The sequence below is a fragment of the Arthrobacter sp. 05T442 genome (genome assembly GCF_056395945.1).
Window position 1 is genome coordinate 72,585 of record NZ_JBFTKM010000002.1, and the last position, 13,910, is coordinate 86,494.

General features: G+C 70.3%; 12 protein-coding genes and 1 riboswitch. Of the genes, 6 read left to right on the forward strand and 6 right to left on the reverse strand.

Annotated features, from left to right (window positions below; all coding sequences use genetic code 11):
- From AC1DES_RS03445 to AC1DES_RS03465, 5 genes are all read left to right on the forward strand, one after another.
- Nucleotides 1-1,566 carry a HAMP domain-containing sensor histidine kinase gene (locus AC1DES_RS03445; protein ID WP_476894283.1) on the forward strand — a complete coding sequence of 522 codons (1,566 nt, stop codon included), beginning with the start codon at nt 1-3 and terminating at the stop codon, nt 1,564-1,566.
- Between the two features lie 128 nt (nt 1,567-1,694).
- Nucleotides 1,695-1,855: riboswitch (cyclic di-AMP (ydaO/yuaA leader) on the forward strand.
- The gene (locus AC1DES_RS03450) at nt 1,854-2,588 is read left to right on the forward strand and encodes an aggregation-promoting factor C-terminal-like domain-containing protein (protein ID WP_476894284.1); all 735 of its coding nucleotides are present in this window, start codon (nt 1,854-1,856) and stop codon (nt 2,586-2,588) included. (Overlaps the previous riboswitch by 2 nt.)
- Nucleotides 2,589-2,761: 173 nt before the next feature.
- The gene (locus AC1DES_RS03455; RefSeq protein ID WP_476894285.1) at nt 2,762-4,189 is read left to right on the forward strand and encodes a bifunctional glycosyltransferase family 2/GtrA family protein; all 1,428 of its coding nucleotides are present in this window, start codon (nt 2,762-2,764) and stop codon (nt 4,187-4,189) included.
- On the forward strand, nt 4,190-6,136 hold the full coding sequence (locus AC1DES_RS03460; RefSeq protein WP_476894286.1) for a glycosyltransferase family 39 protein: 1,947 nt from the start codon (nt 4,190-4,192) through the stop codon (nt 6,134-6,136).
- Nucleotides 6,137-6,142: 6 nt separating this feature from the next.
- Entirely contained in the window at nt 6,143-8,146 is a 2,004-nt protein-coding gene (locus tag AC1DES_RS03465) for an ArnT family glycosyltransferase (RefSeq protein ID WP_476894287.1), read from the forward strand.
- 24 nt (nt 8,147-8,170) lie between these two features.
- Here AC1DES_RS03465 and AC1DES_RS03470 read toward each other — a convergent pair whose 3' ends face one another.
- From AC1DES_RS03470 to AC1DES_RS03485, 4 genes are all read right to left on the reverse strand, one after another.
- The gene (locus AC1DES_RS03470) at nt 8,171-8,851 is read right to left on the reverse strand and encodes an HAD-IA family hydrolase (protein WP_476894288.1); all 681 of its coding nucleotides are present in this window, start codon (nt 8,849-8,851) and stop codon (nt 8,171-8,173) included.
- Nucleotides 8,852-8,930: 79 nt separating this feature from the next.
- A complete protein-coding gene (locus AC1DES_RS03475; RefSeq protein ID WP_476894289.1) occupies nt 8,931-9,308 on the reverse strand; it encodes a VOC family protein in 378 nt (125 codons plus the stop codon).
- Nucleotides 9,309-9,408: 100 nt separating this feature from the next.
- Nucleotides 9,409-10,044, reverse strand: a complete 636-nt coding sequence (gene upp, locus AC1DES_RS03480; RefSeq protein WP_120954329.1) for a uracil phosphoribosyltransferase — start codon at nt 10,042-10,044, stop codon at nt 9,409-9,411.
- Between the two features lie 12 nt (nt 10,045-10,056).
- Nucleotides 10,057-10,887 (reverse strand): phosphatase PAP2 family protein, encoded by an 831-nt coding sequence (locus AC1DES_RS03485; protein ID WP_476894290.1) that lies wholly within the window; start codon nt 10,885-10,887, stop codon nt 10,057-10,059.
- 75 nt (nt 10,888-10,962) lie between these two features.
- On the opposite strand from AC1DES_RS03485, the gene AC1DES_RS03490 reads away from it, so the two are divergent.
- Nucleotides 10,963-11,466 carry a nucleoside deaminase gene (locus tag AC1DES_RS03490; protein WP_476894291.1) on the forward strand — a complete coding sequence of 168 codons (504 nt, stop codon included), beginning with the start codon at nt 10,963-10,965 and terminating at the stop codon, nt 11,464-11,466.
- Nucleotides 11,467-11,500: 34 nt separating this feature from the next.
- Here the strand turns inward: AC1DES_RS03490 and AC1DES_RS03495 are convergent, their stop codons facing one another.
- Together AC1DES_RS03495 and AC1DES_RS03500 are read right to left on the reverse strand one after the other, a co-directional pair.
- Nucleotides 11,501-12,742 carry a DNA glycosylase AlkZ-like family protein gene (locus AC1DES_RS03495; RefSeq protein WP_476894292.1) on the reverse strand — a complete coding sequence of 414 codons (1,242 nt, stop codon included), beginning with the start codon at nt 12,740-12,742 and terminating at the stop codon, nt 11,501-11,503.
- Between the two features lie 4 nt (nt 12,743-12,746).
- The gene (locus AC1DES_RS03500) at nt 12,747-13,904 is read right to left on the reverse strand and encodes a glycosyltransferase (RefSeq protein WP_476894293.1); all 1,158 of its coding nucleotides are present in this window, start codon (nt 13,902-13,904) and stop codon (nt 12,747-12,749) included.
- Between the last annotated feature and the right edge of the window lie 6 nt (nt 13,905-13,910).

The window sequence follows — 13,910 nt, forward strand, 5'->3', positions numbered from 1 at the left end:
GTGCCCACACTCTCCGGTGAGATCCGTGCCCCCGGGCGCGACTGGCGCGACCCGTCCACCTGGCACCTGCGCACCCGTCTGGTCCTCGTCGCCATGGCCCTGCTCGTCTCCATCTGCGGCGCCGTCGGCCTGTTCAGCTACGCCTCCATGGATTTGTTCCTCACCCGGCAACTCGACACGCAGCTCGATGAGGCGTCCCACCGTTCCAGCGAGTTCGGCCGGCCCTCGCCCGGCGGTTCCGGCGGACGCCCGGATCCCCTCGAGGCACGGGGGCAGGGCGTCGGCACGCTGAACGCCCGGATCCTGGGCGGCGCCGTCAGCAGCGCCGGCTTCCTCGCCCAGGATGCCAGCCGGAGGAGCCTCTCCCCCGACGACGACCACGTGCTCCTGGCACTCACGCCGAACGGCATCCCCGTGGACCGCACCCTGTCCGCCGGCGCCTACCGGCTCACCGCCGTGCAGGCACCGTATGGCGACGTGATCGTCACCGGGCTCCCGCTGGCCGAAAAACAGAACACGCTGGCGTCGCTGGTCTGGACCATGGTGGTGGTGTCCGCGGGCGGCCTGGTGCTGATCGGCCTCGCCGGAACAGCCCTGATCCGGCGCAACATGAAGCCGCTCGAACAGCTGTCCGAGGTGGCCACCAAGGTCTCGCGCCTCCCGCTCGACGCCGGCGAAGTGGCACTGGCGGTGCGGGTCCCGGCGTCGGCCGCCCATCCGGGCACGGAAGTGGGCGCCGTGGGCTACGCACTGAACCAGATGCTCGACAACGTCTCCAACGCGCTCGAGGCACGGCAGGAAAGCGAGATGAAGGTGCGCCAGTTCGTGGCCGACGCCTCACACGAACTACGCACTCCGCTCACCGCCATCCGCGGGTACACCGAGCTCATGAGGATGACCGAGCACTTCACCCCCGACGGCGAGAAGTCGCTCGCCCGCGTGCAGAGCCAGTCCGAACGCATGACCACCCTGGTGGAGGACCTTTTGCTGCTGGCGCGCCTGGACGAGGGCCAGCCGCTCAAGCTCAGCGACGTCGACCTCACCCAGCTGGCCATCGAGACGGTCAGCGACGAGAAGGTGATGGCCCCGGACCGTGTCTGGCACCTGGAACTCCCGGAGGAGCCCGTGGTGGTGCGCGGTGATGCGACCCAGCTCCACCAGGTGCTCGCCAACCTCCTGTCCAATGCTCGCAAGCACACCGGCCCGGGGACCACCGTGGTCACCGGCGTGATGCGTTCGGCAGACGGCAGTGCCGTAGTCACCGTGACGGACAACGGCAGCGGGATCGCCCCCGAATTCATCGGCCGGGTCTTCGCCCGCTTCGCACGCGCAGATGCCGCGCGGAAAAACCCGGCGGCCGGGACCGCGGAGACCCAAGCTGCGTCCGGCACCGGAGCTCCTCCCGCGACGGCGGCACCCACCTCCGAAGGGACTTCCGGGCTGGGGCTGTCCATTGTGCAGTCGATCGTGGAGGCCCACGGAGGAACGGTCGAAGTCACGTCCCGGCCGGGCCGGACAGAGTTCGCCGTGCGCCTTCCCGCAGCCCCCACGCCGGGGCTCGCGTAGCAAGCCGACGCACCGCCGAAGCGGTTCCTGTTATCGAAATGTGACTTAAGCTCGCGAATGCTGTAGCGTTTTTGGGGTGCGGCTGCCATTGGTGCCGCATATCCGGACGGACGCTAAACTCTGCCGCTTCCCGGATTCCGCTGGACCAGGCAGAGGCGGGGGACCCAGAGTTCCCGGGCATTCTGCACACTTGCGCCCTTGGGGTGAAGCCGACACGTGATCTTCCGTGCGGCCGGATGACCTTATCCGAACCCGACAGCTAACTCCGCCGGCGTTGAGAGGCGATCATGACTGAATTCAAGGTACAAACGCGCCCTGAGGGCGTCTCGCGAAAACCCCTTTCCACCAGGTCGCGCCACCGCGCCGAGCCGGCCAAGCCCGCTTCACCCCTGTTCCGGTTCGCCTCAAACATCGGGTCCACCGGCCGCCGGGCCGCCGTTGTCACTGCGGCCTGCGCGGTGCTGATCGGCGTCGGCGCCGCCGGACAGGCCGCCGACATCCCAGGACCGAACGCCGGCGCGGCAAGCGCCGAGGCATCCACCAGCGCTGACCCGCTGACGCACCTGAACTTCGACAGGGTCCGGGTCGGGGCCCAGGCTGCGCCGACCGCCGGAAACGTCGCGCCCCAGGCGGCAGAAGTGAAGCCGGTCGAGACACCGGCACCCGCGGCCCCGGCGGCCCCTGCGCCGGCCCCGGCTCCCCCGGTAGCCGTCGACGACCCGGCCGGCGCGCAGGCCTACGCTGCGGCCCAGCTCGGCACCTACGGCTGGGCCCCGAGCGAGATGCAGTGCCTGATGAAGCTCTGGACCCGGGAGTCCGACTGGAAGACGACCGCCACCAACGCTAGCAGCGGCGCCTACGGCGTGGTCCAGTCGCTGCCGGCCGAGAAGATGGCGAGCGCCGGCGCAGACTACATGACCAACTACCGGACCCAGATCAACTGGGGCCTGAACTACGTCAAGCAGCGTTACGGCTCCCCGTGCGGTGCACTAAACTTCCACTACGCCAACAGCTGGTACTAAGGCCGGAAGAGGCAACGCCCGCCCCTCACAGCAGACCCCGGATCCGAGGATCCGGGGTCTGCTGCTTTTTTTGCCTGCTTCTTGGGACTGCCGGCTTTTCCTTGGCGGACTTCCACAGGCACCGCACAGCTTTGGCCTAAACCCCTCATATGGGACGCCGTCACTGTTGAACCATGACGTTCACAGACCAGGCCCCAGGACCCCTGCCGCATCCGACGGCGATGCCGGCCGGACAGGCCGCTCCGGCCAGGCTTTCCCTGGCCGGAGCACCCGACACGAGTGCCGCCCCCGGACGCGCAGCTCAAGCAGGCTGCCGGCGCTCCCCCGTCGACACCCGGACCGCTGGACCGGTCCTGGATGTGACCATCCCGGTCTTCAATGAAGAACGGGACCTGGAAGAGTGCCTGCGCCGGCTGCACGCCTATCTGCTTGGTTCCTTCCCGCACACGTTCCGGATCACGGTGGCGGACAACGCGAGCACCGACGGAACGCTGAAGACGGCAGAACGCGTCGCCCGCGAACTCCGTGAGGTCCGTGTGGTCCACATGGCCGAAAAGGGCCGCGGAAATGCACTGCGCAACGTGTGGCTCGCCTCGCCGTCACCGGTCCTGGCCTACATGGACGTTGACCTGTCCACCGATCTGGCGGCCCTGGGTCCCCTGCTGGCGCCGCTGATTTCCGGCCACTCGGACCTGGCCATCGGGACCCGCCTGACCCGCAATTCCCGCGTCGTCCGCGGGCCCAAGCGGGAATTCATCTCCCGCAGCTACAACTTCCTGTTGCACTCCTTCCTGGGCGCCCACTTCAGCGACGCACAGTGCGGGTTCAAAGCCATCCGGGCGGACGTGGGCAGGCAGCTCCTCCCGCACACCCTGGACAAGGCGTGGTTCTTCGACACGGAACTGCTGGTGCTGGCCGAAAAGTGCGGGCTGCGCGTCCACGAAGTCCCCGTGGACTGGACCGACGATCCCCAGTCCAGCGTCGACATCGTCCAGACCGCCCTGGCCGACCTGCGCGGCATGGCGCGGTTAAGTCGGGACCTCGTCTCGGGCCGCATCCCCGTCCCGGAACTGCGCGCCGCCCTCGCCCGCGGCCCTCTCCCCGCAGCCTCCCGCGCCCACGAGCAAAGCCCCGGCGGAAGCCTGTTCGGCCAGCTCGTCCGCTTCGGCAGCATCGGGGTTGCATCAACCCTCGCCTACCTGGCAATCTTCCTGTTCTGCCGCGGCCTCATGGACCCGCAGCTCGCCAATTTCCTCGCGCTGCTCACCACCGCCGTGGCCAACACCGCCGCCAACCGGCGCTTCACGTTCGGCATCCAGGGCCCCAGCCAGGTTGCCCGCCACCACTTCGAGGGCCTGCTGGTGTTCGGCATCGGCTTGGCGCTGACCTCCGGGACCCTCGCCGTCGTGCACGGCGCCTCCTCCGGGCAGCCCGACCGCTGGCTTGAGATCATCACGCTCACGGCGGCGAACCTGGCCGCCACCGCCGTGAAGTTCCTGCTGTTCCGGCTGGTGGTCTTCCGCAACCGGGCCCCTACGACGGCCCTCCCGACGTCCGGGACCACTGACACTTCCCGCCCCCGCACAGAAACGGCCAAGTAGATGACAGCCACCATCAGCCCCAGCGCCGCGCCCCTAGTCTCCACCCCGGACGCGCCGCCGGCAGCACCACGGAACCGCCAAGACCACTTGCTGTTCGGGAACCAGCTGCGCTGGGTGCGGCCCTCGGCCGCCGTGCTGCTGGTCCTCACGGCCGTGCTCTACCTCTGGAACCTGCAGGCCACCGGCTACGCCAATTCCTTCTACGCCGCGGCCATCCAGGCCGGCACCAAGGACTGGACGGCCCTGCTGTTCGGCTCCCTCGACGCAGGCAACGCGATCACCGTCGACAAGCCGCCGGCCGCCCTGTGGATCCCTGCCCTGGCCGGACGGATCTTCGGCTTCTCCCCACTGAGCATGCTCATTCCGCAGGCACTCATGGGCGTGGCCGCCGTCGGGCTGCTGTACCTGACCGTCAAGCGGGTGTCCGGGCCGGCCGCCGGCCTGCTGGCCGGGGGCGCCCTGGCGCTGACGCCGGTGGCGGCGCTCATGTTCCGCTTCAACAACCCGGACGCCATGCTGACCCTGTGCCTGGTACTGGCCGCCTACCTGACCACGCGGGCCATCGAAAAGGCCGGCTGGGCCTGGCTCGCCGCCGCCGGCGCCGTGATCGGGCTGGCCTTCCTGAGCAAGATGCTGCAGGGCTTCCTGATCGTGCCCGGCCTCGCTCTTGCCTACCTGTGGGCGGCCCCCACCAACCTGGGCCGGCGGCTGCTGCACCTGCTGGGCGCAGCCGCCGGGATCACCGTGGTGGCCGGGAGCTACGTTGCCCTGTTCCAACTGACCCCTGCGTCGGCCCGGCCGTACATGGCCGGGTCCGAGGACAACAGCTTCCTGGAGCTCACGTTCGGCTACAACGGACTGGGCCGGATCACCGGCTCCGGCGGCGGGATGCCGGGCGGCGGCGGGATGCCCGGCGGCAACGTCGGTTTCGGCGGAACGGCCGGGATCACCCGGATGTTTGGCGCCAGCTTCGGCGGGGAGGTCTCCTGGCTGCTGCCGGCGGCCCTGGTCCTGCTCGTCGCCGGGTTGTGGTTCACCCGCCGGGAAGATCGGACTTCGAAGACCCGCGCGGCGCTTCTGCTGTGGGGTGGCTGGCTCGTGGTCACCGCCGGGATCTTCAGCTTCATGAGCGGCACGGTGCACGCGTACTATGCCGTGGCCCTCGCGCCCGCAATCGGAGCCCTCGTTGGCATCGGCTCCGTGGAGCTGTGGCGGGGCCGGGCGTACTGGCCGGCACGGGTTGTCCTGGCCGTCACGGTCCTGGCGAGCTCGGTCTGGTCCGCGGTGCTCCTGGGCCGTGACCCGGCCTGGCTGCCCGGAATGCGCGTGATCGCCGTGGCCCTCGGCGTCCTCGCCGCCGCGGCGCTGCTCCTGCGGGTGGACCACTTCCCGGGACTTCCCGGCCGGTTCCGCAAGGCCGCCACGGCCGGCGTCGTGATCCTTTCCCTGCTCGCCGGCGCCCTCGGCAGCACCGCCTGGACGCTGGCGACGGCGGCCCAGCCGCACGCCGGTTCCATTCCCACCTCCGGACCCACCGCCTCTGCGATGGGTGGCCCGACGGCGGCCGGTGCCAGGGCGTTCGGCGGCGGCGCCGGTCCCCTGGGCGCCGAAAGCGCCTCCTCCGAGCTGACCACGCTGCTCAAGTCCACGGGGACCAAATGGTCCGCCATCGTCTCCGGCGCCACGCAGGCCGCAAGCCTGGAACTCGCCACGGGCACCAGCGTAATTGCGCTCGGCGGCTGGAACGGCGGCGACCCCTACCCGACGCTGGCCCAGTTCCAGGCCATGGTGGATCGCGGCGAAATCGGCTACTTCATCTCCGGCGGGATGGGCGGGATGGGCGGCGCGGGCGGCCGCGGGGGCAATTCGGAGGTGGCCACGTGGGTCGCGGCCAACTTCCAGGCCCAGACGGTCGGCACCGCCACCGTCTACAAGCTGGGAGCCTAGGCCGCCATGACTGACACCCTCCGCCCCCTCCCGGCTTCCACCCTGCTCCGGCCCCGAACGGCGGGCGGGGGCCGTCTCCCGCGCACGGCGGGTGCCGCCGCCTGGTCCGAGCCGTTGCGGCCGCGGCTGGAACTGGCCGGGCTGCTCCTGGCCACCGCCGCCCTGTACCTGTGGAATCTCGGCGCCTCCGGCTGGGCCAACGCGTTCTACTCCGCGGCGGCCCAGGCCGGATCGCAGGACTGGACAGCCTGGTTCTTCGGCTCCTCGGACGCCGCCAACTCCATCACCGTGGACAAGCCGCCTGCCTCGCTGTGGGTGATGGGGCTGTCCGTGCGGCTGTTCGGACTCAGTTCATGGAGCGTCCTCGTGCCCCAGGCGCTCATGGGGGTCGGGACGGTCTGGCTGGTCTATCTGGCCGTGCGCCGGGCAGCCGCTCCGGCCACGGCTGACGCCGGACTCGCCCACCGCGCAGGACTGCTGGCCGGCGCGGTCATGGCCCTGACGCCGGTGGCCGTGCTCATGTTCCGGTTCAACAACCCCGACGCCCTCTTGGTGCTGCTCATGACGGCAGCCGCCTACGCCGTGCTCCGCTCGATCCAGGACGCACGACTGCGCTGGCTCCTGCTGGCGGGGGTGTTCCTGGGCTTCGGGTTCCTGACCAAACAACTGCAGGTGCTGCTGGTTGTCCCCGGCTTCGCCGCGGCCTATCTGCTTGCCGCTCCAGCCGGAACAGGCAAACGCGTGCTCCACCTGCTGGGTGCGGGCGCGGCGATGGCCGTGGCAGCCGGGTGGTGGCTGGCCGCCGTCGAGCTCGTCCCCGCGGGCGCCCGGCCATACATCGGCGGCTCCCAGAGCAACTCCATCCTGGAACTGACGCTCGGCTACAACGGGCTGGGCCGGCTCAGCGGCGACGAGACCGGGAGTGTGGGCGGCGGCAACGGCTGGGGCACGCCGGGGCTGTTCCGGCTCTTCAACAGCGAATTCGGCGGCCAGGTCGCGTGGCTGCTGCCCTCGGTGCTGCTGCTCGGGGGCGGCCTGTTGTGGCTGGGCCGCCGGGCGCCGCGCACCGACGCCGTGCGGGCCTCCGTGATCATCTGGGGCTCCTGGGTGGCCGTCACCGGACTGACCTTCAGCTTCATGGCAGGGATCATCCACCCCTATTACATGGTGGCCCTGGCGCCCGGGATTGCAGGGCTTGCCGGGCTGGGCGGCATCCTGCTCTGGCAGCGTCGGGACCAGCCCGTCGCCGCGGCCGTCCTCGCCACCGCCATCATCGCCGCGGGGTTCATGGCCTCCGAACTGCTGGGCCGCACCACGGCGTTCGTGCCGTGGCTGGCCTGGGTGGCGCTCCTTGCGGCGCTCGCGGCCGGCTCCCTGGTGCTGGCCGGCGTCACGGTCCGCCGGCCCGCCTCGTCCGGCATCTTGCGGCGTACGACGGCGGCAGTCGCCGTCGCCGCGTCCCTCGCCGGGCCGCTGGCGTACTCGCTCGCCACGGCCTCGACGGCCCACAGCGGCTCGATTGTCAGCGCCGGGCCGTCAGTATCCGGCCGGGGCGGCGCCGGAATCCCGGCGGTCCTGGGCGGGCAGGGGAACGCCACCGGGAATGCGACCGGCATCGCGCGGGGCCCCGGCGCAGGCGGGGCAGGCGGCATGGGCGGCCTGCTCGGGGCCAGCACCCCCTCGGCAGCGCTGGTGGCCGCACTGGAAACAGGCGTCGGGAACTACACCTGGGCGGCCGCCGTCGTGGGGTCCAACAATGCCGCCGGCTATCAGCTGGCCACCCAGCTGCCGGTCATGGCCGTGGGCGGGTTCAACGGCACGGATCCCGCCCCCACCCTGGCGCAGTTCCAGCAGCTCGTGGCCGAAGGGAAGATCCACTACTTCATCGCCGGGCGGATGATGCAGGGCCAATCCGGGTCCGACGACGCGGTCCGGATTGCCGGCTGGGTGCAGTCGAATTTCAAGGCGCAGACCATGGACGGCACCACCGTGTACCTGCTGGCGGGGTAGGTGCGGTCCTAGACCACGCGGACCCTAGAAGCTGAAGGACAGGGTGCGCACGCCCGCGCCGGTCACATGCGTGGTCACGGAGATCTCGGAGTAGTCGGGGATGTGGAGCACGCCGGGGGGCAATTCGCCGGCGTTGGATCCAACCGCCACGGTCCGGATGCCGGCGGCGAGTCCCGCGGCGATGCCTGCCGGGGCGTCCTCGAACACCACCGCGTCGGCCGGGTCCACTCCCAGCAGGGCGGCGGCCCGGAGGTATCCCTCAGGGTGCGGTTTGCCCCGGACAACGTCCTCGGACGTGACCGAGACAGCCGGGACGCCGATCCCCGCGGCCGCCATCCGGACCGCGGCCAGGTCCCGCGACGCGGACGTCACCAGCGCGACGGCGTCCGGCGGGAGACTCGCCAGCAGCTCCAGAGCGCCTGGCACCGGGACAATGCCGCGGGTCTCGGCCAGCTCCATCTTGCCGAGTTCGGCCGCCAGGGCATGGACGTCCGCACCCGCCGGGGCAAACCTGCGGACCGTATCCATCGCCTGGACCCCGTGGGAGGAACGCAGGATCTCCCCGATATCCAGGCCGTAGCGCCCGGCAAAGGTGGTCCATACCCGCTCCACGATGGCCGTGGAATCGACCAGCGTGCCGTCCATATCGAACAGGATGGCGCGGACGGTCAGGGTCGAAGCGCTGCGGCGGGATGGAAGGTTCATGATCCCATCCTGCCCCATGCCCCTGCTTCACTGGGCGCGGACGGAGGGAGGAGCCGTCGCCGCGCGCAAGCCGGCAGGATCAGCCGTTGGGCCGGCCGGGGATGTACTGCACCGCCCATTTATTGCCGTCAGGATCGGCGAAATAGAGGAAGTGCCCCCAGTCCTGGACGTCGACGTCGCTGACGTCCACGCCGTTGTCCTTGAGCTGCTTGTGCGCGGCCTGGATGTCGCTGACCACGAGCTGAAGGCTGGGGGCCGTGCCGGGAGGGGCGTCATTGAGGCCCTCGCCGATGGCAATCGAGCAGCCCGAACCGGGCGGCGTCAGCTGCACGAAGCGGATGCCCTCCATGGGCCGCTCGTCGTAGTCGGCGTTGAAGCCGACCTTGTTGACGTAGAAGTCCTTGGCGCGGTCGACATCGGACACGGGGACGAAGACGAGTTCAAGTTTCCAGTCCATGGTGCACAGGCTAGCCGCGAATCGAAAGATCCGGAAGATACCGGAGGCCCGTTGGCGCGTGGGACGACCGGGTCAGCCGGGCCGGGTCAGCCGGGCGGGATCAGCCCGCGACCCCGTAGAGGCGGTCTCCGGCGTCGCCCAGGCCGGGCACGATGTAAGACTTCTCATTCAGTTTCTCGTCGATGGACGCGAGGACAATTGTCACGTTCGCGTCGGACAGCTCTTCTTCCAGCTTGGCCAGGCCCTCGGGGGCGGCGAGCAGGCAGATGCAGGTGACGTCGGAGGCGCCGCGCTTGAAGAGGAACTTGATGGCCTCGCGCAGGGTTCCGCCGGTGGCCAGCATCGGGTCCAGGACGAAGATCTGGCGGTCCGTGAGGTCCTCGGGGAGCCGCTCTGCGTAGGTGATGATGTCCAGGGTCTCTTCGTCCCGGGCCATGCCCAAGAAGCCGACCTCGGCGGTGGGCACCAGCTTGGTCATGCCCTCGAGCATGCCGAGCCCGGCGCGGAGGATCGGAACCACCAGCGGGGTGGGCTTGGTGAAGGCGGTGCCGATGGTGGTGCTGACCGGCGTCTCGATTGTCACCGGCTCGGTGCGGACATCGCGGGTTGCCTCATAGGCCAGGAGCGTGACGAGCTCCTCGGTGAGCTGGCGGAAGACCGGGGACGGGGTGTTCTTGTCCCGCAGAACGGTGAGCTTATGGGCGACCAGCGGGTGGTCCACAACGAGAGTGCGCATGGGTCAAAACTATCACCCGGACGTTGGCGGGCCTCCCGCGGGACCGGATGCATCGGTCCCGTCCTTGGCGTTGGCCGCGCGGGCGCCATGGCTGGTAAGCGGGTGGTCGAACGTGGGTGCGGGACCCGCGTGTTCACGGTGCCGCAGCACGTGGAAAAGCCTGTGCGCAAGAATCACGATCCCGAGCCACGCCAGTCCAAGCACCCAGCCGACAATCACGTCGGTCATCCAGTGATGGCCCAGGAAAACCCGGCTCATGCCCATGGCGAAGACGAAGATCACACCCGCGGTGATCAGGCCGACCCGCTCGATCGTCCTCTTCACCTGCAGGCAGGCCAGATAGACCACCACGCCGATCACCACCGTGGAGTTCAGCGTGTGGCCGCTGGGGAAGGACGGTGAGTTTTCATACGGCGGAACGGCGTCGGCATGATCCGGCCGGGTCCGGCCCACAAGCTTCTTGCCCAAGGCGGTCGCGGTGGTGGAGACGGCTGCAGCGCCGCCCACGAGGATCAGGGGCCGCCAGGTGCGCGTGATGAACGTCAGCCAAGCTGTCAGTATGCTGGCCAGGATGGGCATGCCGATCCCGCCGCCAATGTTGGTGAAACCCGTGACGAAACTGTCCAGGCCGGGGGTCCGCAACTGTTCCATGAACGCCAGCGTGGGCTTGTCCAGGTTCGCCAATCCGACCGAATCCACGACGTTGTCGTAGACCTCCGCACCCAGCAAGGCCAGGACCACCACCACCACGCCGCCAATGAGCATCGTGATCCACAGGGCAGCATAAGGCACCACCCACCTGCCCCAGCGCTGGTTCAACCAGCTTTCGGTCCTGGTACTCACTGCCGTCTCCCGACTTCTTGGTGCTTCCCCGGCTCAGGGGCACAGCTTGCTTATGGTCGAAACTATCATTGACCCATGACTGCCCCGGAGCCCCGCCATGCCGAATGGATGGGCCTTGCCATCGCCGAGGCCCGCCGGGCACTGGCCACGGCGGACGTACCGATCGGCGCCGTCGTGATCGGGCCCGACGGCGGGGTGCTCGGTTCCGGGCGCAATGAACGCGAGGCACTCGGGGACCCGACGGCGCACGCCGAGATGGTGGCCATCCGGGAGGCCGCGGCGCGGCTGCAGCAGCTGCGGGCGCGGGACGGCGAACCGGGCGACGGCTGGCGGCTGGAGGACTGCACCCTGGTGGTGACGCTCGAGCCCTGTGCCATGTGTGCCGGCGCCATTGTCCTGGCCCGGATTCCGCGGGTCGTCTTCGGCGCCTGGGACGAAAAGGCCGGAGCCGCAGGCTCTGTGTTCGACATCCTCCGCGAGCGCCGGCTGAACCATTGGGTGGAAGTGTATGCCGGGGTCCGGGAGCCGGAGTGCGCCGCGCTGCTCCGGGACTTCTTCGCCGATCACCGGAGCGGGTGAGCCTTTCCTGTGAGGCCCGCATCCAGTCCCCGCGTTACCCCGCGGCGGCGGACGCGGCGAGGGCGTCGATCCGCTTTTGCCGCCCGGCCGGTGAGTCGAGGCTGAAGGCGCGGAAGTCACCGAGATCGTCGCGGATCCAGGCTTCAACCTCGGAGATCCGCCGGGTCACCGCGGGCGTGGCACCGTGGAACAGCCACGACACGATCCGCTCCTTGCCGGGCTCGTACTGCCAGAGCCCGATAATCCGGCCGCGGTCCAAGACGGGATGGTCCGGGAGGTCGGCCTGCAGCGCCAGGGAGGCCAGCACTTTCTTTGCGATGCGTTCCCCGTCGGGGTCCGCCTCGGCGAGCAGTGCTGCCGCGTTCCGGCGGAGCAGCGCCAGTGAATCCGTTCCGGCGAGCAGCTGGATCTGCTCTTCGGCGGGTTCTTCAAAGGCGGCGAGACGCTCGACGTCGTCGGGCATCATGAAGAGAACCGCACCGGCGGCGGTGGGCACCTCCACGGCACCGACGGCGGCCAGCCCCGCCTTGCTCTGCGCGACGGTGAACCCGGTGAACCACTGGGACTGCTTGAGCGTGGCGCCGCCGGTCCAGCCCAGGTACCGGCGGATCAGCTCGGCGCGGGCCGCGTCGCCGTCCAGGGTGCTGGGCGGCAGGTCCCAGAGCTCGTAGGCGTAGCGCTGCTGGTCCAGGCGCCCGTTGACCGGGACGCGGCGGATCCTGCCCTGCGACTGCAGGATCCCCAGGGTCGTGGGCAGTGTTGTGGTGGCGCCTTTCTTCTTGCCTTCTTCACCGAGATTGCGCACGGAATCGCCCAGCTCCTCTTTGAGCTGCTTGGGGTCCATCGGGCCGTCGGCTTCGGCAAGCGCGTGCAGCACCTGTTCCTCGAGGAGCGTGATTTCGCTGCGGTCCACGCCCAACCGGCCCAGGACCCGGAAGGCCCCGGCGGCATCCTCGCCCAGCGTGAGGGCCCAGGCGAAGTCGTCGCGGCCCAGGACATACGTGCAGCCGCGGGCGGTGGGGAGCTCCAGGATCCGGCGGGCGGCGACGTCGGCGTCCACCTGTTCGCGGCGGATGCCGGCCCGGGCAAAGAGGGTGAGGTAGGGGTTGGCCCCGCCCACGGACCGCGCCCACCCGGCGCGGGCGAAGACCTGCTCCGCGGTGCAGCCGGCCAGCGAACCGTCCAGGCCTTGTTTGTGCCAGGCCCAGGCGCGCAGCCGCTCCGGGGTCAGGGTCTGCGGGGCCGGCAGTTCTGTGGTCAGGGGCTCGGTAGTCATGGGGTCATTGTCCAACAGCTTGTCCGCCGGCGGAATCAATTGAGGCGCCCGGCTTTCCGGATACGTCCGGGCCGACGGCGGCCAGCACGGTCCGGGCGGTGGCATCCCAGCCGGGCAGGCGGCCCCGCGCAGCCGTTGCCGCGGCCCGCCAGCGCGCGCGGAGCACGGGTTCGGTGAGCCAGCGGCGCAGCAGGTCCGCCAGCGGCGCGGGATCCTCGGCGAGGAGGACGGCGGCGCCCGGCAGTTGGGCTTCCGCGCCCTCGTCCTGCCCGCCGTCGTCCACCAGACACCCGGGCACCCGGCTGCGTGTCCGTGCGCCGGCCGCGAGCGCCTCCACGGCCCCCGTGCCCTCGCGCACCACCACGGGCACGCCGCGGGCGAGTGACTCCGTGACCACCAGGCCGTACGTTTCGGCCCGGGAAATGAGCAGGCTCAGGTCAGCGGCGGCCCATTCGGCCTCCATTGCGGGACCACGCAGCTCCCCCGGGATGCGGACGCGGTCCCTGAGTCCCAGGGAATCCGCTCGTTCCCGGACCTGCGCGGCGTAGGCGGGGTCCGTGTCGTCAGAGCCGATGAGGGCCGCGGTCCAGTCCAGCTCCTTGAGCCGTGCGAGCGCCTCCAGCAGGAGCAACTGGCTCTTGTTCGGCAGAAGGGCGGCCACGGACACCAGATGCGGCGGCTCCGAGCCGGGTGCGGGCAGGGTGGCGTCGGTGCCCGGCAGGGCGACCCGGGCGCCGTCGAACCCGTGCCTGGTCCGGATGCCGGCCGCCGCCGAACCGCTGGTGCAGATGACGCCGGCTGCTGCATTCAGGGCCCGGCGTTCCAGGCCCGGCTGGTCGCCCAGGGGCATGTGCAGCAGGATCCAGACGGGCTGGGCCGCCGCGGCGGCCGCCTCCAGCTCCGCCGGGGCTCCGCAACCCAGGAGACCGTCCACCAATATCACCGAGCGGCCCGCACCGGCAGGGGCGCGCAGGAGTCCGGCCAGCCGCCGGCGGTCCTCTGCACTGCCCACCGGCCAGTCGCCGTCGCACGGGCAGGTCTCCACCTCCGCGCCCAGGGCCGCAAGCTCCCGGGCGAGCGCCGCGTTGTAGACGTTCCCGCCGGAGTTGTGGCGCACGTTCCCGGGCACCACCAGCCGGATGCTGAGATCCGGTCCCTGCACCGTGCG

Coding starts and splice junctions, on each gene's coding strand:
- upp (WP_120954329.1), bottom strand. CDS start 10,044: ATGCGCACTCTCGTTGTGGACCACCCGCTGGTCGCCCATAAGCTCACC.
- AC1DES_RS03450 (WP_476894284.1), top strand. CDS start 1,854: ATGACTGAATTCAAGGTACAAACGCGCCCTGAGGGCGTCTCGCGAAAA.
- AC1DES_RS03460 (WP_476894286.1), top strand. CDS start 4,190: ATGACAGCCACCATCAGCCCCAGCGCCGCGCCCCTAGTCTCCACCCCG.
- AC1DES_RS03475 (WP_476894289.1), bottom strand. CDS start 9,308: ATGGACTGGAAACTTGAACTCGTCTTCGTCCCCGTGTCCGATGTCGAC.
- AC1DES_RS03470 (WP_476894288.1), bottom strand. CDS start 8,851: ATGAACCTTCCATCCCGCCGCAGCGCTTCGACCCTGACCGTCCGCGCC.
- AC1DES_RS03490 (WP_476894291.1), top strand. CDS start 10,963: ATGACTGCCCCGGAGCCCCGCCATGCCGAATGGATGGGCCTTGCCATC.
- AC1DES_RS03465 (WP_476894287.1), top strand. CDS start 6,143: ATGACTGACACCCTCCGCCCCCTCCCGGCTTCCACCCTGCTCCGGCCC.
- AC1DES_RS03495 (WP_476894292.1), bottom strand. CDS start 12,742: ATGACTACCGAGCCCCTGACCACAGAACTGCCGGCCCCGCAGACCCTG.
- AC1DES_RS03455 (WP_476894285.1), top strand. CDS start 2,762: ATGACGTTCACAGACCAGGCCCCAGGACCCCTGCCGCATCCGACGGCG.